This window comes from Streptomyces sp. NPDC024632 (assembly GCF_055559175.1).
In genome coordinates, this window is sequence record NZ_JBVHLD010000011.1 from 278,763 (window position 1) to 301,745 (window position 22,983).

Annotated in this window: 18 protein-coding genes; 5 read left to right on the top strand and 13 right to left on the bottom strand. The window is 71.6% G+C overall.

What is annotated here, in order from left to right; all coding sequences use genetic code 11:
* Positions 1-32 precede the first annotated feature (32 nt).
* Entirely contained in the window at positions 33-1,481 is a 1,449-nt protein-coding gene (locus tag ACZ37P_RS24095; RefSeq protein WP_355349321.1) for a discoidin domain-containing protein, read from the top strand.
* A gap of 109 nt (positions 1,482-1,590) precedes the next feature.
* Here ACZ37P_RS24095 and ACZ37P_RS24100 read toward each other — a convergent pair whose 3' ends face one another.
* The 6 genes from ACZ37P_RS24100 to ACZ37P_RS24125 form a co-directional block, all read right to left on the bottom strand.
* On the bottom strand, positions 1,591-2,238 hold the full coding sequence (locus ACZ37P_RS24100; RefSeq protein WP_391044687.1) for a hypothetical protein: 648 nt from the start codon (positions 2,236-2,238) through the stop codon (positions 1,591-1,593).
* A gap of 6 nt (positions 2,239-2,244) precedes the next feature.
* Entirely contained in the window at positions 2,245-2,589 is a 345-nt protein-coding gene (locus ACZ37P_RS24105; RefSeq protein ID WP_391122829.1) for a hypothetical protein, read from the bottom strand.
* Positions 2,586-3,296 carry a hypothetical protein gene (locus ACZ37P_RS24110; RefSeq protein ID WP_467348543.1) on the bottom strand — a complete coding sequence of 237 codons (711 nt, stop codon included), beginning with the start codon at positions 3,294-3,296 and terminating at the stop codon, positions 2,586-2,588. The genes ACZ37P_RS24105 and ACZ37P_RS24110 overlap by 4 nt, the downstream gene beginning before the upstream one ends.
* A gap of 58 nt (positions 3,297-3,354) precedes the next feature.
* Entirely contained in the window at positions 3,355-4,941 is a 1,587-nt protein-coding gene (locus ACZ37P_RS24115) for a putative T7SS-secreted protein (RefSeq protein WP_391044683.1), read from the bottom strand.
* Positions 4,942-5,080: 139 nt separating this feature from the next.
* On the bottom strand, positions 5,081-7,909 hold the full coding sequence (locus ACZ37P_RS24120; protein ID WP_467348545.1) for a GNAT family N-acetyltransferase: 2,829 nt from the start codon (positions 7,907-7,909) through the stop codon (positions 5,081-5,083).
* 214 nt (positions 7,910-8,123) lie between these two features.
* Entirely contained in the window at positions 8,124-9,059 is a 936-nt protein-coding gene (locus ACZ37P_RS24125) for an NADP-dependent oxidoreductase (protein ID WP_391044678.1), read from the bottom strand.
* 337 nt (positions 9,060-9,396) lie between these two features.
* On the opposite strand from ACZ37P_RS24125, the gene ACZ37P_RS24130 reads away from it, so the two are divergent.
* A complete protein-coding gene (locus ACZ37P_RS24130) occupies positions 9,397-10,734 on the top strand; it encodes a helix-turn-helix transcriptional regulator (protein ID WP_467348547.1) in 1,338 nt (445 codons plus the stop codon).
* Positions 10,735-10,762: 28 nt separating this feature from the next.
* Here ACZ37P_RS24130 and ACZ37P_RS24135 read toward each other — a convergent pair whose 3' ends face one another.
* The 5 genes from ACZ37P_RS24135 to ACZ37P_RS24155 all read right to left on the bottom strand — a co-directional run bounded on the left by ACZ37P_RS24135 (position 10,763) and on the right by ACZ37P_RS24155 (position 16,226).
* Positions 10,763-11,251, bottom strand: coding sequence for a hypothetical protein (locus ACZ37P_RS24135; RefSeq protein WP_467348549.1), 489 nt, complete (start codon positions 11,249-11,251; stop codon positions 10,763-10,765).
* A 512-nt stretch (positions 11,252-11,763) separates the two neighbouring features.
* On the bottom strand, positions 11,764-12,255 hold the full coding sequence (locus ACZ37P_RS24140; protein ID WP_355349293.1) for an ATP-binding protein: 492 nt from the start codon (positions 12,253-12,255) through the stop codon (positions 11,764-11,766).
* A 331-nt stretch (positions 12,256-12,586) separates the two neighbouring features.
* The gene (locus ACZ37P_RS24145; protein ID WP_391044672.1) at positions 12,587-13,354 is read right to left on the bottom strand and encodes an enoyl-CoA hydratase/isomerase family protein; all 768 of its coding nucleotides are present in this window, start codon (positions 13,352-13,354) and stop codon (positions 12,587-12,589) included.
* Positions 13,355-13,478: 124 nt separating this feature from the next.
* Positions 13,479-14,645 (bottom strand): L,D-transpeptidase, encoded by a 1,167-nt coding sequence (locus ACZ37P_RS24150; RefSeq protein ID WP_355349352.1) that lies wholly within the window; start codon positions 14,643-14,645, stop codon positions 13,479-13,481.
* 333 nt (positions 14,646-14,978) lie between these two features.
* Positions 14,979-16,226, bottom strand: coding sequence for a L,D-transpeptidase (locus tag ACZ37P_RS24155; protein WP_391161515.1), 1,248 nt, complete (start codon positions 16,224-16,226; stop codon positions 14,979-14,981).
* Between the two features lie 399 nt (positions 16,227-16,625).
* Between ACZ37P_RS24155 and glgX the strand changes: the two genes are divergently transcribed.
* Both glgX and ACZ37P_RS24165 read left to right on the top strand, forming a co-directional pair.
* On the top strand, positions 16,626-18,863 hold the full coding sequence (gene glgX / locus ACZ37P_RS24160) for a glycogen debranching protein GlgX (RefSeq protein ID WP_467348551.1): 2,238 nt from the start codon (positions 16,626-16,628) through the stop codon (positions 18,861-18,863).
* Between the two features lie 367 nt (positions 18,864-19,230).
* Positions 19,231-20,442: an MFS transporter gene (locus ACZ37P_RS24165; protein ID WP_467348580.1), complete on the top strand. Its 1,212-nt coding sequence runs from the start codon at positions 19,231-19,233 to the stop codon at positions 20,440-20,442.
* Between the two features lie 185 nt (positions 20,443-20,627).
* Here the strand turns inward: ACZ37P_RS24165 and ACZ37P_RS24170 are convergent, their stop codons facing one another.
* Both ACZ37P_RS24170 and ACZ37P_RS24175 read right to left on the bottom strand, forming a co-directional pair.
* Entirely contained in the window at positions 20,628-21,158 is a 531-nt protein-coding gene (locus tag ACZ37P_RS24170; RefSeq protein ID WP_467348553.1) for an RDD family protein, read from the bottom strand.
* Positions 21,159-21,220: 62 nt separating this feature from the next.
* Positions 21,221-21,520, bottom strand: a complete 300-nt coding sequence (locus ACZ37P_RS24175; RefSeq protein ID WP_355349278.1) for a hypothetical protein — start codon at positions 21,518-21,520, stop codon at positions 21,221-21,223.
* A 365-nt stretch (positions 21,521-21,885) separates the two neighbouring features.
* On the opposite strand from ACZ37P_RS24175, the gene ACZ37P_RS24180 reads away from it, so the two are divergent.
* Positions 21,886-22,239, top strand: a complete 354-nt coding sequence (locus ACZ37P_RS24180) for a DUF7848 domain-containing protein (protein ID WP_467348554.1) — start codon at positions 21,886-21,888, stop codon at positions 22,237-22,239.
* Positions 22,240-22,983 lie beyond the last annotated feature (744 nt).

A 22,983-nucleotide genomic window follows, 5' to 3' on the forward strand; every position in this document is an offset into this window, starting at 1 on the left:
CCACAACGCTTCGTCGGGACAGGAGATCTCGCATGTCCACCGGACACGCACCAGAGCAGGACCACGGGCACGACCCTCAGGACCGGGCCGGTACGGCCGGCGCCGCGTCGCACCGCGGGCGCCGCTCCCGCACCCGGATCGGCCTCGCGGCACTGGCCGTCGGCGCGCTGGCCCTGGCCGGCCTGACGGCGGTGGCGAGCCCGGGCGGCGCGGCCACCCCCGCGGCGGCCCCGGCCGTCGCACCCGCCGCCGTACCCGCCCCTCCGGCCGGTTTCACCACCACCTGGAGCGACGACTTCAACGGCGCCTCGGGCACCGGGGTCGACGGCGGCAACTGGAAGTACGACACCGGCCCCGGCAGCAGCTTCGGCACCGGTGAGATCGAGACGATGACCAACAGCACGTCCAATGTCTTCCAGGACGGCAACGGCCATCTCGTGCTGCGCGCCCTCCACTCGGGCAGCGACCCGCGCGCGGGCTGGACCTCGGGCCGGATCGAGACGCAGTCGTCGTCCTTCGGGGCGCCTCCCGGCGGCGTCGTGATGATGCAGTCGTCGATCCAGCAGCCGAATCTGACGACCGCCAACGGCGCCGGCTACTGGCCCGCGTTCTGGATGCTCGGCTCGACGCTGCGCACCGGCACCACGTGGCCGACCTCCGGCGAGGTCGACATCATGGAGGACATCAACTCCCGCAGTTCGGTGTTCGGCACTCTGCACTGCGGCGTCAACCCCGGCGGTCCGTGCAACGAGTCCACCGGCATCGGCAGCGGTGAACGCGCCTGCTCCGGCTGCCAGACCGGCTACCACACCTACGCCGTGCAGATCGACCGCTCGGTCTCGCCCGAGCAGATCCGCTGGTACCTGGACGGCGCCAACTACTTCACCGTCAACGCCAATCAGGTCGACGCCACGACCTGGGCCAACGCGGTGGACCACCCGTTCTTCATCATCTACGACCTCGCGATGGGCGGCGGCTTCCCCGACGCCTTCGGCGGCGGCCCCAACGCGGCGACCGTCAGCGGCGGCCAGATGAACATCGACTACGTGGCCGTCTACAACAAGGGCCCGGGCAGCACCACTCCGCCGTCCAACGGCACCAACCTGGCGCTGAACAAGCCCGCGACGGCCTCCTCCACGGAGAACGCGGGCACCCCCGCCTCGGCCGCCGTCGACAACAGCACCACCACCCGCTGGTCCAGCGCCTTCAGCGACCCGCAGTGGCTGCGCGTCGACCTCGGCGCCTCGCACGCCGTCAACCAGGTCAAGCTCAACTGGGAGGCCGCCTACGCCAAGGCGTTCCAGATACAGGTCTCCAACGACGGCACCAACTGGACCAGTTGCTACAGCACCACAGCGGGCACCGGCGGCCTCCAGACCCTCAACGTCAACTGCACCGGCCGCTACATCCGCGTGTACGGCACCCAACGCGCCACGGCCTACGGCTACTCCCTCTGGGACTTCCAGGTCTTCGGAAGCTGACACCGCCCGAAGCCCGCACCTCCAGGAGAGCTGCACGCCTCCCCCGCGTACCAGGGCGGGCGGACCCCCTGCCGGGCCCGCCCGCCCTCGCCCCGTACCGCCGCGTGTCCTACGCCGTCGCGAAGCGGAAGGTGCTCGTCACCGCGTCGAAGATGTCGTGGAACGCTTCGGCGAGGTCGAGGACGGGGCTGGCGCCGGAGACGAGGACGATCTCGGCGGGGCGGCCGGGAACGGGGATGTAGGTCTGGGTGAGCGCCATCCGGACCGTGCGGGTGTCGCCCTGCTCGACGGGGACGTCCTCGACGCCCACCGTGCGGGCGCACAGGCCGACTTCGGGGATCTCGACGGTGGTGACCCGCCGCCAGGCGTCGCCTTCGCGGCGGGGCGTGATCGTCCTGAGCGTCTCGGCGATGACGCGCGGGTCGGTGCTCAGCGTGGAGCCCTGGGAGCCGGTGGCGCTCACGACGGTGACGGTGACCATCGCGGTCAGCGGGACGCCCTCGAAGTTCTCGGCCATGCAGCCGCAGTAGAGCGCCCCCGCGTCATGGGCGTCACGGGCCATCCGGCGCAGCAGCGCGACCAGGTCCTTGCGGTACGGGGCCAGTTCGGGGACGGCCCGGACGCGCGCGTCGATCAGCGCGCGGACGGTCTCCTCGCGGCCCTCAGGCCGTACGTCGAACTCCCACCACGACTCGGGTACGGACAGGGAGACGCCGACCGGCGGGGCGGCGGGGGCTTCCGGCGTGCTCTCGTTCATGACCGGCTATTCCTTCGTGCCGTGCGGGGCGGGCCCCTGCTGCGGGCCGGGGGCGCTCTCGGTGGAGTCGGCGAGCTGCTTGGCCAGGTCGGTGTCCACCTTGCGGATCTCGCTGACCACGGTGGTCGCCATCTTCTCCAGACCGGTGAGCTGCTTGTGGATGTCGCCCCTGCCGTCCTTCCAGTTGGACTGGAAGTGGTCGAGCGCGCCGGCGACGCTGCCGTCGCCCATGTCGTCCTCGAAGGCCCGCAGGGTCGCCTTCGTGTCGTCGAGCCGCTTGGTGATCGACCCGAGCATCGTGGCGAAGTCCTCCAGCAGGTCGAGCGGTATCGCCAGCCGGTCCTCGCTCATGCGTCGCCGTCCTGCCAGTCCAGGCTGCGGGCGCGGTACGTGTAGGTGGCGCAGAATGCGGCCAGTTCGGCGGGGAGCGGCTGGACGCAGTCCACCGAGTAGTCGAGGAAGTATTTCGGCGCGATGGCGTTGAACTCCCAGAAGGTGTATTCGGGTTCGAGCCGGTCGAGCACTTCCTGGTAGAGGTCGCGGACTTCGAGGAAGTCGAGCAGCTCCGGCAGCGTCCATTCGGCGACGGATTCGCCGGGGTCGCTCGGCAGCCGTGTCGTACCGGCTTCCGAGGACTTCCGCAGCGGACTCCCTGCGGCGAGCGTCCGCACGTCGTCGGCGGAGAGGAAATGCCAGGGGCCGTCCTTCTCGACGAACACCCAGCTGTCGACGTTGGCATGGCGGAACAGCTCGCCGGACGCGCCGAAGAACACCTGCTCGGTGAAGGCCATTCCGGGGCGGCGCTGCTGCCGGGTCCGCCCCTCGAACTCAACCTCCACGTCGTGGTCGCCCTGGGTGAGCTGCCGCAGCGCGTCCGCGCGGAACTCCCGCCGGTACGGGGAGGTGCGCAGGCACGAGTGGTGGAAGGAGCCTTCCAGGAACACCTCTTGGGGGTCCCAGGGCGCCAGCAGCATTCGGTAGCTCTTCACGAACGTGGTCCAGCCCGGCACCTGGAGGACATAACGTCCGCAGAACTGGCAGGCGTTGGGTCCGTTCATCGCGCCCGAATCCTCCGTACTCACACTCAATGCCGTCGCTGAAGGTGATTCACGCCGACTATACATGAGGCACTCTCACCACGTACCCGCGGTCATTCATGGGACCGCCCGGCGGATATTGCCCCTGTGGCACGTCGATAATTCCGTTGTGGTCGAAGAACGTGACATTGCCGTCGCGGCTGACCACGGCTTCCACGTGCCTGCTCGCCTTGTTGTCGAGGTCGAACTGCATACTGTTCCGCATTCCCTGGGCCCGTTCGATATCGGTCGGCGGCCCCGGTATGCGGTCCTCGGGGTGGGTGTGGACGGTGAACTTGTAGCCCCGGCCGCGCAGGTCCTTCGGAATGGAACTGCCGATCTCCGTGCCCCGGAAAAGCCGCAGTTCGCCGCCGGGGCCCTGGACGATGGCGTGTTCCACACCCGCGAATTTCTGGAGTTCCGCGAGGTGGGTGACATTCACCTCGGCGGGGCGGATCTGGATGTGGCCGTCCTCCAGCGCCTTCACCAACTGCTTGGCCTTCGGTGACAGATCGCGGAAGGGAATGGTGCCGCCGGGCAGCCGGTCGCCGCCCTTGAAGGCGACCGTGATCGCCCGGAGACCCTCGCCGCCGTCCCGGATCAGCGATGCCATGTTCTTGAGCGCGCCCTTGGCCGAACCCAGCGCGTGGGCACCGATCTTGAGCAGGCCGCCCGCCTTGTAGAGCTCGGCGAGCTTGCCGAGGGAGGTCAGGCCCTTGGTCATGGGGACGCAGTCCAGGACGGCGAAGAGCACGTCCCACAAAGTGGCCTTGCCCTGGATGTATTTGGTGACGGTGTCGGCAAGGACGAGCAGCGCCGCGGCGACGACGAGCCAGGCGAGCGGGCCGCCGATGATCATCACGACGATGCCGAGGACCGCCACGATCCACTTGCAGACCGTGATGATCTCGTCCCAGTGGTCGGCGACCCAGTGGACCGCCTTCTCCCACCAGTGCCGGTTCCTGATCCCCGCGTCCGACGCCTCGTGCAGCCTGGCCACCGTGCGGCGCGCCGCGTCCTCCCGCATACCCCGCGCCTGCTCCGCCAGCCGCTTCGCCGCGTCGAGCGCCGACTGCGCGGAGGAGACGGCCTGCTGGGCGTCGGCCCGACGGGCCTTGGCGGCGGCCAGGTCGCGGGTGGCCTGGCGGACCTGGTCCGAATCGGGCGGCGGGACGGTCGCGCCGTGGTTCTTCGCCGGATCGTACGAGTCGGCGGTCGACGTGGCCGTGTGCACCCAGTCCTGCGCACCGTTCAGACCGCTCTGCGCGGAGACCAGCCGGGCATGCGCCGTGCGCCCGTCGGCCAGGGCGCGGTCCGCCTGGTACTGCGCGTGCTCCAGATCCGGCCAGTACGACTCCAGCGCCTCCGCCGCGATCCGGTACGACGTATGCAGCTTGTCGAGATTCTTCGGCGTCGACCCGAACTCCTCCCGGAACGCGTCCGCCGACAGCCCCGCCCACGCCAGGATCGCGTCCTCCGACTGCATCCCCTTCACCAGCCGCAGCGCGCCGCCCACATCGTCCGCGAACTCGTGCAACTGCCGCGACAACGTCTTCACCCGCGACGCGTCACCCGGAACCGGATCGCGATCCATGTCGAGTATGTGCCAGTCGCTCGGACGACCCATGCGTCAATTCCCCCGTCGGCGCGTGGTGTTCAGCGGGTGGTGTTCACGGGTGGTGAACCGGTGATCAACAGCTGATCATCAGTAGAGACGTTTCACGCTACCTGAAGGGTTCCCGGTCGCGGTATCGGCTTTCTTTTGGTCAACCAGTGGTCAAGTCGCGTGTGAGGAAGACGAACTGAGCGGGTTTGTCCGGGAGTTCGACGCGGGGGCCGAGGGTGAAGCCGGTGCTGAGGAGACGGTCGATCGCGCGGGTGTTGCGGGCGTCGGGTTCCGCGACGATACGGCGGCAGGCGGGGTCGGCGAAGACGTGGGCGAGGAGGGCGGTCAACAGGTGCCGCGTGTAGTCGGGTTCGCGTTCGGCGCCGGGGTCGATGGGGCCGACGAAGACGTGGACGCCGACGTCGCCGGGCAGCCGCTCGTAGAAGTCGCCGATGGGGTCGGCCTCCGGCTGGTAGGTCTGGAAGAGGGCCACGGGGCGGTCGTCGCGGCGGACCAGATAGGCGTGGTGGGTGTCGAGCGAGTCCAGGAAGGCGTAGATCTCGCGCACCTGGTCGCGGGTCGCGTCGCCCATGCCCCAGAACCGGCCCCGCTCCTGGGTGACCCACGCGTGGATGAGGTCGATGTCCCGGTCGGGGTCGACAGGCACGAAGCGGACGGTCCCGAAGCCGGCGGGCGGCCCGTGAAAGGCGGCGGCTCCAGCGGGGCCAGCGGCAGGCGCTTCGGTGGCTTCGGGTGCTTTCGGGGCTTCGGGGGCTTCCGGGGCTTCGGGCACAGAGGTCTCCCTGGTGAGTCGGGTCCAGTCGGTGACCACGGGGACGAGGTCGCCGCGCAGCCAGTACGGAAGCTGGTCGCGGTGGTGCGGGCCGCCGGGCACTCCGCTCGCTCCGAAGGGCACGACCCACCGGCTGTTCTCACGGTCGGCCAGATCCCATACGTAGCGGGCGGCGGGCCCGCGCAGGCTGTGGTGGGTGATGCCGGGGACGCTGGACGTGGACAGCACACAGTCGTGGTCCCCCGCCAGCCCCGGCCACACCTCGGGCGCGTGCCCGTACGCGTCGGGCGGCAGCGCCTGCCAGGGCGCGAGCCGGTGCAGTTCCCCCCAGGTCCGCTCCCCCGCGCCCGCCTCCCCCGCACCGGCCCCCGCCGTCTCCTCCAGCGCGGCCCGTACGATCGCGGCCCGGTCCCGCGCGGGTATGAGCCCGCCGCCCAGCAGCGTCTCCAGCGCGAACGCCACCCGGGGCACCAGTGCCAGCCACGGCGTGAACGTCGCGGGATACGACGGCGGATGGACGAGGTCGGCCAGCGGGGCGAGCGCGGGATGCGCGGCGAGACCGCGGACGACCGCCGCCCGCAGTACGGCGTATGACGCGGCGTCAGTGCTCTCGGCCGCCATCCGCCGGTCCCAGCGCAGGAGCCGCGCGCCGAGAGCGGAGGCCGCGGGGCTCAGCGGCGGCGTGTCAGGGCCCTGGAGGTCGGCCACGTGGTCCAACAGGGCGCGGGCGGAGCCGAGATGGACGTCGGTGTGGATCGCCCCCATGCCGTCCGCCGTCCAGTCGTCGGCGGATGCCAGGAGGCGGCGGATGCGGCGCGCGCGGTGCGGCGCGGCGAATTCCGTGCCGAGCGGGGCGGCCAGTTCGCGCGCGTTGGCCATCACCGCGAGGCCGTCGCGGACGTCGGCGCGCGGCAGGGGCGCGTAGGCGCCGGTCCACGCGTGCTCCTTCCGCCACGCGGGCACGGCGTACAGGGAGTTGTCCGGATGCCGTACGGGCACCCGGCCCGCCGTCCGGTGCAGGAGGCCGCCCTCGGTGTCGGCGGCCTGCACGACGTTGACCGGCTCGACCCAGCCGTCCAGCGCCCGGTCGACGTCGCCGACGGTGGTGGCGCGCAGCAGCGACGGCAGTGCGGAGAAGCCGAGTTCGGCTCCGGCGCGGGCGGGACAGCGCAGGCTGACGGCGTTCCAGATGGTGTCCGCGCGGCCGTCCGACGCGCCGCCGCCCGACGCGGCGGGGGTCTCGGGCGCGTCGGGGCCCTCGGGCGCGTCGGGGTTCCCCGGCGCGTCGGGGCCGCCGATGATCACCGGGCCGCGTGCGGTCTCGACGATCTCGACGCGGACGGGGTCGGCGTCCGCGACGGCGACGGTCTCGGTACGGGAAGCGGCGGGCTCCCAGCCGTCGGGGCCGAGGGCCCGGACGGAGGCGTCGGGGGCGCGGCGCAGGTGTTCGCGGTAGAGGTCCTGGTAGTCGGCCATGGCGTTGGTGATGGCCCAGGCGACCCGGCCGGTGTGGCCGAAGTGGGCGAGGCCCGGGACGCCGGGGACGGCGAGGCCGACGACGTCGAACTCCGGGCAGGCCAGGCGGATCTGCTGGTAGACGCCCGGTGCCTCGATGAAGCGGTGCGGGTCGCCCGCGAGGAGCGCCGCGCCCGTGGCGGTGCGGTCCCCGGTGATCAGCCAGCCGTTGCTGCCCGCGGTGCCGGGCCCGTCGGTGGCGAAGGCCGCGACGGCGTCCGGGCCGAGCCGCCGGGCCGCCTCGTACCGCCAGAGTTTGGCGGGGAAGCCCGCGAAGAGGATGTGGGTGGAGAGCCAGACGGCCAGCGGCGTCCAGGGCTGCCAGCGGCCGGGTGCGAGGCCGGTGGCGGCGAACTCCGGTGCCTGCGCCGCGCCTTGGGGCAGCCCGGCGTTGACGCCGTCCACGTAGGCGGCGACCCAGCGCGCGGTGTCCCGGTCGAGCCGGGCGTGGCAGCGGCGGGCGGTGTCGGCGAGCAGAGCGCGGCGGGCGAAGCGGTCCCACTCGACGGCGTCGGCGCCGAGGAACGCGGCGGTGCCGCCCTCCGCGCGGTGCCGTTCGGTCTCCAGCTGCCAGGCCCGGTCGACGGCGGCGTTCCGGCCTTGAGCGAAGGCGAGTTCGCGGGCGCTGTCCGCGCGGAGGTGGGGGATGCCCCAGGCGTCCCTGAAGACCTCGCTGCTCACCCTGACTCCCTCTGATCATTAAGGTTAGGGTGCCCTAACTTAACAGGAATCGGGGACCTCACAAGGGCCGGACACCTCACAGGGGCCGGGGACCCCACAAAGGCCGGGGACCCCACAGGGATCGCGGGCCACACGGCGGCGGGCGGTACGGCTGCGGGCGGTACGGGACCCGCCCGTACCGCCCGCCGTCACGCCGCGTCCCCGGGTCCGCGCGTCAGACGCCCTCGGACACCTTGAGCACGATCTTGCCGGTCAGGTGCCCGGCCTCGCTCGCGCGCTGCGCGTCGGCCGCCGCCTCCAGCGGGAACACCTCGTGGACGGCGATGGTCAGCTTGTCCGCGGCGAACAGCGCCAGCGCCTCCGCGAAGGCGGGCTCGCCGTAGTACCCCTCGGCCCCCGAGGTGAAGCGGACGCCGAGCTTGCCCGCGCCCGGCGCGTCGGCGATGGACAGCACCCGCTCGGTGCCGCCGGTCAGCTCGACCGACGCCTGGAGCGCGTCGCCCCGCCCGGCCGCGTCGAGCGCCGCGTCGATCCCCTCGGGCGCGGCGGCCCGCACCCGTTCCACCAGCCCGTCCCCGTAGGCGACCGGGACCGCGCCGAGCGCCCGCAGGTGCTCGTGGTTGGCCTCGCTCGCCGTGCCGACGACCTTGACGCCGCGCGCGACCGCGAACTGTACGGCGACGGTGCCGACGCCGCCCGCCGCGCCATGGATCAGCAGCGTCTCGCCGGGCCGCACCTTGAGCATGTCCAGCGCGCGATACGCGGTCTCCGCCGCGACCGGCAGCGCCGCCGCCTGCTCCCAGCTCAGCGTGCCGGGCTTGAGGGCGACCTTCGCGACCTCGGCGAGCGCCCGCTCGGCGTAGGCGCCGGTGGCGGTCTGGCCGAAGACGTCGTCGCCGACCGCCAGGCCCTCGACGCCCTCGCCCAGCGCCTCGACGACACCCGCCGCCTCAAGGCCCGGCACATGCGGGAAGTCCACGGGGAAGACCTGCTCCATGTAACCGGCGCGGATCTTGCTGTCGAGCGGGTTCACGCCCGCCGTGCGCACCGTGATCCGCACCTGGCCGGGGCCCGGCTCCGGCACGTCGGTGTCCACGGCCCGCAGCACGTCCGCGGAGCCGTATTCGGTGAAGGCGATGGACTTCGTCATGGGTTCACAATCCTTCGGAGGGCTCGGAAATATTCGAGAACATTCGGAAACCTGAAGCAATTGCCTTGGCGGGCGCCCGAGGAGACGCGGCGCCCTGGTGCGACGGCGGCATTCCCCGGGCGTTCCGCCGGCACCTCCTAGGCGTTCCCCGGGCGTCCCCGGGCATTCCCCGGGTGTCCCGGGGAACTCCCCGGGTGTCCCCGGCACTCCCCGGGGTCATTCAGGGCACTTCCCAGCATCGCCGCGGGCCGCCGCCGACCCGGCCCGCCGTTCGGACGGTTCCGCCCGGCCGAAAGGACAGTCCGCGCCCATCATCGCCGCCGTACGCTCGGGAGGCATGCCGAGCCATGACGGAATCCGCCCGCAGGACGCCCTCGCGCGGGCCCTGGTCGTCACCCGCGCACCGCTGCCCGACACCATGCGGCGGCTGTCGGAGGTGCTGACCGACCTGGTGCCGCACCGGGCGGTCGCCCGGCGGAGCGCCGTCTGCACGTTCACTCCGACGGCGGCCTTCGGGGACGAGGAGCTGACCGGCCGGATCACCGGCGCCGAACTGACGCGCCTGGCCGGGCGGGTGACGACGGGCGCGCCCTGGCAGGGCGAGGCGGTGCTGGCCGGGGCGCCGCACCCGGTGCTCGCCGTCGCCTCCACGCGTGAGTTCGCCGAGCCCGCCGAGGCTACCGAGACCACCGAGGCCGCCGACACGGGCGCGGGCGCCGGCCCGCTGCTGGTCGTCGTACGCTCCTCGGCCGAGCCGCTGGACGCCGACGTCACGGCGGTGGCGCAGGGCCTGTGGGACCTGGTCACCGTCAACCAGGAGCGCCGGATGGCGGAGGCAGGACCGACGCAGGCGGCCAGTTCGCGGGCCGCCGCCGCGGCCAGGGCGCGGGCCATCGCGGAGCTGACCGACGCGCACTCCTCGGTGCTGTCGGCGATCCTCGGTACGCTGCGCGCCGCGTCGCTGGACGACACCGCCGCGCGGCGCGGCGCCGTGGACCTGGCCGTCGCGGCCCTGATCGACCTGCGCGCGGGCGCCGACCTGGACCGGGAGCTGAGCGAGGAGCCCGCGGACGCCGCCTTCGGCCGCCTCACCGCCGAGCTGCGCCCGCTGCTGCGCTACAGCCCCGTCGAGCTGGACCTGCGCCCTCCCGCCTCCCGCCGTACGCTGGCCGCCGACGTGGCCCACGGCGCGCGGGCGGCGGTACGCGGGGCCGTCCTGGCCATGCTGGAGCAGGGCGACCTGGGGCGGCTCTATGTGAGCTGGCAGCTCGACGAGGACACGCTCCGCGTGCTGGTACGCGACGACGGGCCCGGCCTGCTCGCCCCGGAGGCGCTCGCCGTCCACCGCTTCACCGACCGGCTCACGGCGCTCGGCGGGCGGCTCGTCCTCGACGCCCTGCCCGGCTGGGGCTCCACCCTCACCGTCACCCTGCCGCTGTCCCCCGACCTCCCGGCGGCCCCCGCTGCGGCCGGGCCGCTGGACGCCCTCCATCCGAGGGAACGGCAGGTCCTCGAAGAGCTCGCCCTCGGGCGCCGCAACCGCGAGATCGCCCTCGCCCTCCACATCAGCGAGTCCACCGTGAAATTCCACGTCGCCAACATCCTCGCCAAGCTCGGCGTCGCCTCCCGCGGCGAGGCCGCCGCCCTCGCCCGTACGGCGGCGGCCACCGCGTAGCCCGCGGGCAGCCGTCACCGGTCGGGCGTCAGGCCGCGACGGCGACCGCCGCGCGGCCGAGCCGGACACCGCGGCGGGCCGGCCGGAAGACGACGAGCCGCAGGAGCAGGAAGCGGCCGAGGCCGGCGAGGGCGGAGGCCGCGATGTAGACGCCCTGCCGGGTGAGGGCGTCGCCGGACGGATACGCGGAGGCGTAGGCGAGCAGCGCCCCGGTGGTGAAGAGGTACGACAGCAGGACGGTGAGCGCGCAGGCGCAGTGGTCGGACCAGGTGGCGCCGCCCCGGCCGAAGGTGAAGCGGCCGTGGAGTTCGGTGGCCAGGACCGTGGAGCCGATGGTGACGACGGCGTTGGACAGGGCGAGGGGGACGCTGTCGCCGATCAGCAGGAGGACGCCGCTGGCGAGGACGGTGACTCCGCCGCCGCACAGCACGAACCGCACGAAGGAGGCGAGGGCCGCGGTGCGCGAGGACGGGGACGCGATGGCCGCCCGGCCGGTGATCGCCGTGCTGGCGGCCATGGTCAACTCCTGTGTCGGTGACGGCCGCTGAGGGCGCCCGTCGTCGTGTCACCGACTCTTCCGCACGGCCGCGCGCGGGCCCATCAGGTGTGTCCCCCATTGCGTGTGGGGGCTACCCCCACCCCTCCTCAGGGACGCGCCCCCCACATCCCCGAGGGTCCCGATCATTAGAAGAAGATGAACGTACTTATCCATGGTTTACAAGGCGGGTGGCGCACATCACCCTTGCTTTGCGCGGCGCAATGCCTCTTTTGTCCAGATGTGAGCCATATGCGCGCTTGACCATGCCTGGCACTGCGTGCCAGAGTCTTCTCAACGGCCCGCACCGACCCGCGCTCGGCCGTTCCACAGACGCCGCGAACCACACCCCCCTTGCTTCGCGGCGGTTCGAAGAGGCCCTTGCGCAGTCGTTACCACGACGCGAAGGGCCTCTTCACAATGTCCGGGCCGGTCACGGCGGTACGGCCCCGACGCCCCCGCACGACGGCCCCGACTCCCGCGCCGGGCGCGAACTACCGCTCCGGGACCCGCAGTTCGAACCACGTCGTCTTGCCGCGCGGCTGGAGGTCGACACCCCAGCGGTCGGAGAGCTTGTCCACCAGGAACAGGCCCCGGCCGCTGGCGTCCAGGCCGCGGACCGGCAGCAGGCAGGGCAGCGCCCGCGAGGGGTCCCGCACCTCGACCCTGACCCAGCCCCGGCGCCAGTGCATCCGCAGCCCGAACGTCCGCGCCCCGGTGTGCCGTACGGCGTTGCCCACGAGTTCGGAGACGAGCAGTTCCACGGTGTCGGCGAACTGCGGGAGGCCCCAGACCCGTACCACGGAGAGCGCCAGGCGCCGGGCGGTGGAGGCGGATTCGGGACGGGAGGTCAGATGGACCTCCTGGACGGACGGGTCGCCGTACAGATCGAGGGCCTTGGCCGCCGTGTCGTCGGTGAGAACGGGAACCGCACCCGCGGCGGTGTCCACCCGCTGCGGCTGCTCAGATGCTCCCCGGCCCGCCATGACTTCATGATGGCTGCAATTGCAGCGCTCCGAGGGGTAACCGGGGGAATTCGTCCGACGGAGTACGCCGCCCCACACCTGTGACTAGGCATATGCCCTGGGCACAGAACACCCCTCAACGGCCCTGCTGATCAGTGGAGTTGACGTATGCAACCATCACAGCGGATGGTGGCGGCCTCCCATTCCTTAAGGCTGGCATAAGGTTGCCTTAAGGTGAGCCGCGCACCCTGCGTCACCTCTGACGGGCTGTCAGCCGAGCACCCGTTCGACGCTCAGCCGCATGTGCGTCGGATCGCCGTCTCCGGCTGACCACGCGTCAGCATCCGCGGGCTCAGCGGAAGGTGGCCTTCCCCGGTCCGTCCTCGACGAAGCTGCGCATCCCCGTCTCGCGGTCCGCCGTGGCGAACAGCCCCGCGAACAAGGTGCGTTCGATCGTCAGCCCGGTCTCCAGATCCGTTTCGAGACCCGCGTCGACGGCCTCCTTCGCGGCCCGCAGCGCGTACGCGGGACCGCGCGCCAGCCGCTCCGCCCAGGCCCGCGCCCGCGCGTACACCTCGTCGGCCGGGACGACCTCGTCCACCAGACCCAGCGACAGCGCCTCCCGCGCCGTCACCATCCGGCCGGTGAAGATCAGGTCCTTGGCGCGGGAGGGACCGACCAGCCGGGACAGCCGCTGGGTGCCGCCCGCGCCCGGGATCAGACCGAGCAGGATCTCCGGCTGTCCGAGCTTCGCGTTCTCGCCCGCGATCCGGTAGTCGGCACACAGTGCCAGCTCGCAGCCGCCGCCGAGCGCGTAACCGGTCACGGCCGCCACCACCGGCTTCGGGATCCGCGCCACCGCCGTGAAGGACTCCTGGAGCGCCCGCGAGCGGTCGACCATGTCCTCGTACGACATGGCCTGCATCTCCTTGATGTCCGCGCCCGCCGCGAACACCTTCTCCCCGCCCCACACCACCACGGCCCGCACCTCGGGACGCCGCGCCGCCTCCTCGGCGACCTCCTTGAGCCGGTCCTGCGTGCCGGAGTCCAGGGCGTTCATGGGCGGCCGGTCGAGCCGGACGGTGCCGACGCCTTCGTCGACTTCAAAGGTCACAGTCATACGGGCGAGCGTACGACGGACGGCCCGCCCCAGGTCAGGGGCGGGCCGTCGCGGCTCACGTGCGGTGCCTCACACGGGCGGAACCCGATGCGGAACCTGATGCGGAACCTGATGCGGAACCCGGTCAGGACGTCCACTCGCTCCAGGGGAGGTTCCAGCCGTTGAGGCCGTTGTACCACTGGACGGTCTTGTCCTTGGAGTTCTGCACCTGCACCACGTCACCGATGATCGACTGGTTGTAGAACCAGGCCGCGGGGGTGCTCGCGTCACCCGCGCCGCGCACGTCGTGCAGACCCACGCAGCCGTGGCTGGTGTTGCTGTTGCCGAAGACCGAGGTCGCGGCCCAGTAGTTGCCGTGGATGAAGGTGCCCGAGGTGGTCAGCCGCATGGCGTGCGGCACGTCCTTGATGTCGTACTCACCGCCGAAGCCGACCGTGTCGCCGTTCATCCGGGTGGTCACGTACTTCTCGGAGATGACCATCTTGCCGTTGTACGTGGTGTGGTCCGGCGCGCCCGAGGAGATCGGGATGGTGCGCAGCACCTTGTTGTCGCGGTAGACGGTCATGGTGTGCTTGGCCGCGTCCACGATGCTCACCTGGCGGCGGCCGACGGTGAAGTGGACGTCCTTGTGCTGCTTGCCGTAGACGCCGGGGGCGCCCTCGACACCGTTGAGGTTGAGGCTCAGCGTGACCTTCGTACCGGCCGCCCAGTACTCCTGCGGGCGGATGTAGAGCTGCTGGTCGCCGTACCAGTGCGCGGCGACCGGGACCGACGGGCTCGCGGTGACCTTGACGCCTTCCTCGACGGCCTTCTTGTTCGTGATCGGCCGGTTGAAGTTGAGGAAGACCTCCATGCCGACGCCGACGGTCGAACCGTCCTCCGGCGTGTAGTAACCGACGAAGGTGTTCTTCGGGGTGACCGTGGTGAAGCTGGAGTGCTTGTCGGACTCACGTCCCGCGTCGTCCTTGGCGACCGCGTCCACCGAGTACTGCGTGGACGTGTCCAGGTGCCCGGCCGGCACCCATCCGGCGCCGTCGGCGGAGATCGCGCCCTCCACCTCCGTGCCCTTGTCGTCCTTCACGACGACCGACGAGAGCTTGCCGCCCTGCGCCGTGACCTTCAGCGTCCCCGTGGTCGACACCTCGGTCGAGCCGTCCTTCGGCAGGATCGTCACGACGGCGGTCGAGGCGACCGTGTCCGACGCGTTCGCCTTGCCGTTCGAGGCCGACGTGGAGCCGTTCCCACTGCCGGACTTGCCGCCGCCACCGCCGCCACCGCACGCGGTGACCATCAGCAGCAACGCTCCGAGCGCCAGCACCAGAACGTTTCTCCTGATACCCGGCGCAGCCAATATCGGCTTCAACTCTTGCTCTCCCCTACCGCCCGGAACACCTGAACTCCCCTGGTCAGCGCAAGACAATCACACGGAACAAGCGCGAGTGCTCACGAGATTGTCACCGTTCCGTCCCAGATGGCTGTGGACCGGGGCCGGTCGGGGGTGTAGTGGGGGTGCGGCGGACGGGGAGCCCGCATGCGCGGACGGGGCGGCGGACTGGGGAGCCCGCGCATGCGGGACGGGGGCGGCGGACTGGCGAGCCCGCGCGCGGGACGGGCGGGGCCGCCGCTACAGGGCGGAACCCGCCTGCCACTGGGCCCAGCTGAGATTCCAGCCGCCCATCCCGTTGTCGGCGGCGACCGTGCGGTCATGGGAGTTGGTCACGCGGATCGGGTCGCCGACCAGGGAGTGGTCGAAGAACCAGCCCGCCGGGCTGGTGGCGCTGCCGCCCTTGACGTCGCGCAGCCCGATGCAGCCGTGGCTGACGTTGGTGGTGCCGAAGACCCCGGCGGGCGACCAGTAGTTGCCGTGCACGAAGGTGCCGGAGTTGGTCAGCCGCATCGCGTGCGGGACGTCCGGGATGTCGTATTCGCCGCCGAAGCCGACCGTCTGGCCGTTCATGCGCGTGACGGCGTGCTTCTCGGCGATGACCATCACGCCGTCGTACGTGGTGTGCTGGGGCGCGCCGGTCGAGGCGGGGAGGGTGCGCACGACCGCGCCGCCGCGCCGGACGACCAGGGTGTGCGCCACCGCGTCCACGGTGCTGCGCTGGTCGCGGCCGATGGTGAACCGCACGTCCTTGGACTGGGTGCCGTAGACGCCGGGCGCGCCCTGGACGTCGCGCAGCCGCAGGTGGAGGGTGACGCGGGTGCCGGCCTTCCAGTAGTCGGCGGGGCGCAGGTCGAGCCGCTGGCCGCCGAACCAGTGGCCGGTGACGGTGACGGCGGGTACGGACGTGACCGTGATGGCGCGTTCGACGGCGGCGCGGTCGGTGACCGGGCGGTTGAACCTCAGCGAGACGATCATGCCGACGCCGACGGTCGAGCCGTTCTCCGGGGTGAAGAAGCCGATGAAGGTGTGCTGCGGCACGAGGGTGGTGAAGTCGGCGTGCTTGGCGGCCGGGCGGCCCTGCTCGTCGACCGCGTAGGCGTCGACGGTGTAGCGGGTGGCCAGCGCGAGGCGTCCGGTGGGCTGCCAGCCGCTGCCGTCGGCGGCGAGGGTGCCGGGCACGGGGGTGCCGTCCGCGCTCTTGGCGGTGACCCCGGTGAGCTTGCCCTGGCCGACGGTGACGCGCAGCGTCCCGCTGGCGGGTACGTCCTTCGCGCCGTCGCCGGGCGATACGGTGATGGCCGCCTGCGAGACGTCCGGTACGGCGGTCGAGGTGTCGGTCGACGTGGCGCTCGGCGCCCGGTCGTCACCCCCGCCCGTCCCGCCGGATCCGCCGGACCCGCCCGGTCCCCCGCAGCCCGCGATCAGCGTCGCACCCAGTACCACTCCCGCACCCGCGCGCAGCACGCGCCTCACCGCTGTCTTCACGCACCGTCAACGAGGCGACCGCCGCCGGGGAAACGCGCTGTCCGCCGGCACGTGCACCGATCAACCGTGTGACTCCGTACCCCCCGGTGGGAATGAATGGAGCAGCGGGTGCGGGGAAACGGCCGTCGACGCGGGGAGGGACACCCGGCGTACGGTACGGACCCGGCCCGCCCTGCCGGCACAGCGCACCTGGTCACAGCTCGGTCCTTCGGAGCCGCGGGAGGCATACACGTGTCAGAGACACGCGAACACGGCGTCGTGGGACGCCCGGAGGGTCTTCCGCTGCCCGCAGGCGATCCGGGGGTGGCGACCGTACCGCCGCCGTCGCCGGTGCCGGGCCCGGCCGTACCGCGGGACCCGTCTGTCGCACTCGCCCCGGCCGTACCGCGGAATCCGCCGGTGGCTTCCGTATCGCTGCCGTCCGGTGCGTCGGACCGGCGGGTGGCGCCGCGGCTCGCGACCGTGTGGCCCGGCTCGGCGCAGCCGCTCGGCGCGCGTTTCCACGCCGGTCCCGGCGGGCGCGCGGGCACCAACTTCGCGCTGTGGGCGGGCGGGGCGGAGTCCGTCGAGGTGTGCCTGTTCGACGCGGACGGCACCGAGACGCGGGCGCCGCTGACCGAGCTGACCCATGAGATATGGCACGGCTTCGTACCGGACGCGCTGCCGGGCCAGCGGTACGGCTACCGGGTCGGCGGTCGCTGGGACCCGTGGACCGGCGCCCGCTGGAATCCGGCGAAGCTGCTGCTCGACCCGTACGCGCGGGCGGTGGACGGCGACTTCACGCTGGTCCCCGAGGTGTACGGGCACGTGCGCGACTGGCCCGAGCGGCAGGTCGCCGACACCGTGCGCGACAACCGCGACTCGGCGCCGTACGTCCCCAAGGGCGTCGTGGTCGACGATGACGACGACTGGGAGGACGACCACCGGCCGAAGACGCCCTGGTCGGACTCGGTGATCTACGAGTTGCACGTGCGCGGTTTCACCCGGGCGCACCCGGACATTCCGCCGGAGCTGCGCGGTACGTACGCCGGTCTCGCGCACCCGGCGGCCATCGCCCATCTGACCCGGCTCGGGGTGACCGCCGTCGAGCTGCTGCCGGTGCACCACTTCGCGCACGAGGAGCACCTGGAGCGCAAGGGGCTGCGCAACTACTGGGGTTACAACTCGATCGGCTACTTCGCGCCGCACGCCGCGTACAGCGCGAGCGGCACGCGCGGCGAACAGGTCGGCGAGTTCAAGCGGATGGTGCGGGCGCTGCACGCGGCGGGCATCGAGGTGATCCTCGACGTGGTCTACAACCACACCGCCGAGGGCGCCGAGGGCGGCCCCACGCTGTCGCTGCGCGGTATCGACAACCGCGGTTACTACCGGCTCCAGCAGGACGCGCGGCGCTACGCCGACTACACCGGCTGCGGCAACACCCTCAGCGTCGTCCAGCCGCACGTGCTGCGGCTGATCACCGACAGCCTGCGCTACTGGGTGACCGAAATGGGCGTGGACGGCTTCCGGTTCGACCTGGCGGCGGCGCTGGCCCGCTCGACGCACGACGTGGACATGCTCTCCCCCTTCCTCACGGTGATCGCCCAGGACCCGGTGCTGCGCCGGGTCAAACTGATCGCCGAGCCGTGGGACGTGGGCTCCGGCGGCTACCAGGTGGGCGCCTTCCCGCCGCTGTGGACGGAGTGGAACGACCGGTTCCGCGACACCGTACGGGACTTCTGGCGGGGCGCGGCCGGGGACGTACGCGATCTGGCGTACCGGCTGTCCGGGTCGAGCGACCTGTACGACTGGGGCGGGCGGCGGCCGTACGCCTCGGTCAACTTCGTCACCGCGCACGACGGTTTCACCCTGCGCGACCTGGTGAGCTACGAGCGCAAGCACAACGAGGCCAACGGCGAGGACGGGCGGGACGGCACCGACGGCAACCGGTCGTGGAACTGCGGCGCCGAGGGGCCGACCGACGACCCCGGCATCAGCGCGCTGCGCCGCCGCCAGATCCGCAACCTGCTCTCCACACTGCTGCTGTCCACCGGGGTGCCGATGCTGGTCGCGGGCGACGAGATGGGGCGGACGCAGGGCGGCAACAACAACGCGTACTGCCAGGACAACGAGGTGAGCTGGATCGACTGGTCGCTGGCGGACGATCCGGCCTGGCGGTCGCTGTCCGATCTCGCGGCGCGGCTGATCGCCCTGCGCAGGGCCCATCCGGTGCTGCGGCGCGGCGGCTTCTTCTCCGGGCTCGCGCAGGCGCCGGAGGGGCTGCGCGATCTGGCCTGGTTCGGGCCGCGCGGCGAGGAGATGACGGACGAGGACTGGTTCGCGCCGGGCTCGACGCTGGGGATGTTCCTGTCGGGGCAGGAGATTCCGCAGCGGAACGCGCGGGGGGAGGCGGTCGTGGACGACAGCTTCCTGCTGATCGCGCACGCGGGGTCGCGGCCCGCCGCTTTCACGCTGCCGGGGGCGCCGTGGGCGGCGGCGTACGAACTGCTCGTCGACACCGCCCTGGAGGAGCAGACGGCGGCGCCGGAGGGGGCGCGTGCGGCGGCTGGTTCCGAGGTGGCGGTGGCGGAGAGGTCCGTACGGCTGTACCGGGCGTGCGGCGGCGGTGAGGGGCGGGAAGAGCTGCTCAGCGGGTGAGTTCGGTCACCGGAGCGGGCATGCGGCGGCGGGTGCCGCGAGGTTGCGGGGGCCGGGGTGGGGGGTGGCGGGGGCCGGTGGGTTGACCGGGGGGTTGACCGGTGCGGGGACCGGTGCGGGGGATGGCGTGGACCGGTGTGGACCGGTGTGGACGACACCGAATGGTCCAGTCCACTATGTCCTGGTGACCTCTTCCGCGCCCAGCCCCGACCGCGCCGGGGCCGATGCCGCCGAGCCGCTTTCGCAGCCGAATCTCATGCCGTTGTCCGACGCCGCGGTGGACCTCCCGCGCACGTCCCCGCTACCGGGCAAGGAGCGGCTGTGGTCGGCGAATTTCCGGTTCTACTTCACGGCCCGCTCCGTCGCCATGCTCGGCGACACGATGCTGCCGGTCGCGCTGTCCGCGGGCCTGATCCAGTACGGCTACTCGGCCGGTGACATCGGCCTGGTGATGGCCGCGTCCACCGCGTGCTTCGCCGGATTCGTGATCTTCGGCGGGGTCTTCGCGGACCGCTTCAACGCGCGGCGGCTGATGATCGGCGCCGATCTCGTACGCGTCGGCACGCAGTCCACCGCGGCGGTGCTCTTCCTCACCCACCACATCACGCTGTGGGAGATGGCGCTGATCGCCGTCGTCAACGGCACAGCGGCGGCCATGTTCCAGCCGGGCGTGGCCAGCACGGTCGTGCGGGTCGCCACCGATGTGCAGGGCGCCAACGGTGTGACCCGTACCGCCGAGTCCGTCGCGGGGCTGGCCGGGCCCGCGGTCGCCGGTGTCCTGATCGGCTTCACCTCACCGGGCGTCGTCTTCGCCGTCCACGCGTCGACGTATCTGGTCAGCGCGCTGTGCCTGATCGCGCTGCGGCTGCGACCGCTTCCGGCGAAGACGGGTGCCGGGACGGGGTCGGGGTCGGGCACGGGCACGGGCACGGGCACCGGCTCGGGCACTGGCACTGGCACTGGCACTGGCACGTTCAAGGCCGATCTCGCGGAGGGCTGGCGGGAGTTCCGCGCGCGCACCTGGATGTGGGGGGTGATCGTGATCTGGATGGGCTACATGATCTTTGTCTTCGGCCCCTACATACCGCTCGCCGCCGGTCAGATCATCCCCGAGCACGGCGCGGGCGCCTACGGCCTCGTCAACTCCGCCCTCGGCGGCGGCACCGCGGTCGGCGCGCTGATCGCCATGCGCGTACGCGCGGACCGCCCCTTGCGCGCGGGCTCCATCGCCCTCTTCGGCACCGCCCTGATGCCCGCCTCGGTCGGCTTCGACCTCCCGGTCCCCGCGATCGCCGCCTGCGTCTTCGGCTCCGGCATCTGCTGGGCCTACTGGGGCGTCAACTGGGCCACCAGCGTCCAGACCCAGGTCCCCGGCGAGATCCTCAACCGCATCCACGCCTACGAGGTCGCCGGCTCCATCGCCATGATGCCCGTCGGCCAGTCCCTCGCCGGCCCCGCCTCCGCCGCCTTCGGCGCCCGCCACGTCCTCCAGACCGGCGCCGTCGTCACCCTCATCGTCTGCACCCTCCTCCTCTCCGTCCCCGCCATCCGCAACCTCCGCCGAGTCCCAACGACGTAGGGCCTGTCCGGCGGATCACGACCGGCCCCTCACCACCCGCCCCAACGGGGCAATCCGGCCGCCCCTGCCCCCATTCCCCCGGGCGGGCGGGGAAGGCGCGCCGCACTGACGCAGGAGGGGGCGCCCGCGCAGTTCCGGCGCTCAACGTCGCCGAGCGCACCCGTTCCTCACGGAAGCGTCCTCCCTCACCGGCGCACGACCACGGTGCTCGCGGCGGTGTCAAAGGTGCTCTGGTGGTACGGCCGGTCCTGGACGAGGTGAGCGAGGCGGACAAGGACGGTGATCGCATTGATCACCGGGATCAGCCAGCACACGACCGACACGAACCGGGCCCGCTTGAAAGCCTCCTGCCACGTCGCCCGCTCGTGACCGCGCCAGACGTGGGCGACCCGCAGGCCGGTGACGAGCAGGCCCGGCGTGCCACCCCACAGCGCGACGAAGACGGTGCCGTACAGCGTGAGCCAGACGAAGCCGCCGAGCCACAGCCCGAGCAGGTCCCAGTAGCCGCCACCGTCCGGCGCGACCGCGTTCTGCAACGCGGTGCCGCCCATCAGCGGTACCGCCAGGCTCGCCCCGGCCACAACGAGGTCGATCAGCGCGGCGAGGAACCGCCGCCCTGCTGGGGCGAGTTCGACGACCACCGCGCCACCGACCACGAGCAGCGTCCCCTCGACGCCCGCCTGGACGTACGCGGCGTCCGACCCGGTCGGCCGCACCCCGTTCAGCGGGTCCCGCCCTCGTGCCGCACCGTCGGCCGACGGAGGCACCCGCACCTGCGTCACACCGCCGCCCCCAACGCGTACCGCACCGTCTCCACGTCATCGGTGGGCACGGCCAGGTCGTACGACCCGTCTCCGGTCGTCAACTTGAACCGCCGAAACTTGAACGCCCCCGGCACGCGTTCCCCCTCCCCCACAAGCTTCACCGGCCCTGCGAGCTCCACCTGTTGCCGACTCCGCCGGTCCTCCCACACGAGCGGTCCGCTCGCGGTGAGCAACACCCAACCCTGCCGCGACCGGCCCGTATTCGCCCCGCCCGCGCCGATCGTCTTCGTGAACCCGGCGACCTTCAGCGTCATCCCGGCATCGAGATCGGCCCGATCCCCCTCAGCCGACCGCCGCCGCACCCAAGCCCACCGCAACAGCACATCCGCCGTAGTCCGCGTCCCCGCAGCCCGCCGCACGTTCTTCCCCATCCCGCGTCCCCACCCCAGATGTTGTTCAAGTGGACATGAGTTGTCCAGGGGGTGATCTTGGCGGCCGTCAGGTCATGGTGGAGTAATAAAATCCCCAAGGATTCCCAAGATTCAGAGCAGCAGACAGCGAAGTGGCGTGTCGCCTCCCAGCGCGAAGAGGCCCGGCCCCGTAGATCCAAGGGCCCACACCTCGCACGGGCATCAGCGCTGGCATGAAGGTATTTGCGGCCAACCGGAGGTGAGGGACGGTGACCCCTCGCTCGGTCCTGCGCTACAAGACCTGGACGATCCAACCCGACCGCCAACCGGACGCGGCGCCAGCCCGGTACACCATGCAGTGCGCCCTGGACGGAGAAACCTCACCGACGAGCGAGGACTTCGCCGAACCGCGCTCACCACCGAACTCCCGTCCCTGCCGGGCACGGCCGGCCGAGGCTCGCCCCGCACCCGTCAGCCCTGACGGGGACGGACCCTCACGTGCGTGCCGTACCCGTGGGGTTCTGGCATCAGCCGCAGAAAGTCAGCCACGACGCTGGGCGTGCCGACCGTCGTGGCTGACACATGCGTCTCGCTCACCCCCGCACCGGCATCAGCCCCGTTAGCTCCATCGCCAACGGCCCCAGCCAGGGAGCAAGCATGGTCGTTCGGGACAGCGGGCAGGCCCAGTTCCGGCTGGCGCGTGGTCAGTGAAGACGCCTCTCAAGAAGAACGAACAGCAGCAGGACATGGAGCGCGGGACCGTAGGGACAGCCTGGACAGGACAGCGGACTCGTCTTCACCACCTCTACCGGCAGGCCTCACGACCCGGCCAACCTCGCCCGCCGCTTCCGCGCCTTCCTCGACCGGGCCGGACTCCGACGCATCCGCTTGAACCCATCACGACCGAACTGACCTACGCATGAGACGCACATATTGATCGGCACCCCAGTCCGAGGCCTTACGGCAGTAGTGAATACAATTTTTGACGGATCGCCGCCGAGTTGATTGACAACGCAGGTCTCAGCACAGACACCTTTCGACGATGCGCCGCGGCATACTGCTGCCCGGTGTCCGTATTATAGCCACCTGTAACAGTTTCCGGCCTCTTGCGATTGGAGAGCTGGGCCATTTCTCCGGCATATTTATCTCGAAGCCCTTCTGCCTTCGAAATGAGTTCATCGGGGCCCAGACCCGCCCCGTCCCGGGGACCCGTTCCACAATTGCGAACCAGGACCGGCATCGTGGCCGCCAGCACATAGTACGTGTGACACTCGACCCTGCTCTACGTGCGTTTTGGCAGGTGGGCGGGGCCTTGGTGGTCCGTCAGGGTCCCTTGTCGTGCGCCGATGTGCGTGGTTGTTGCTGGC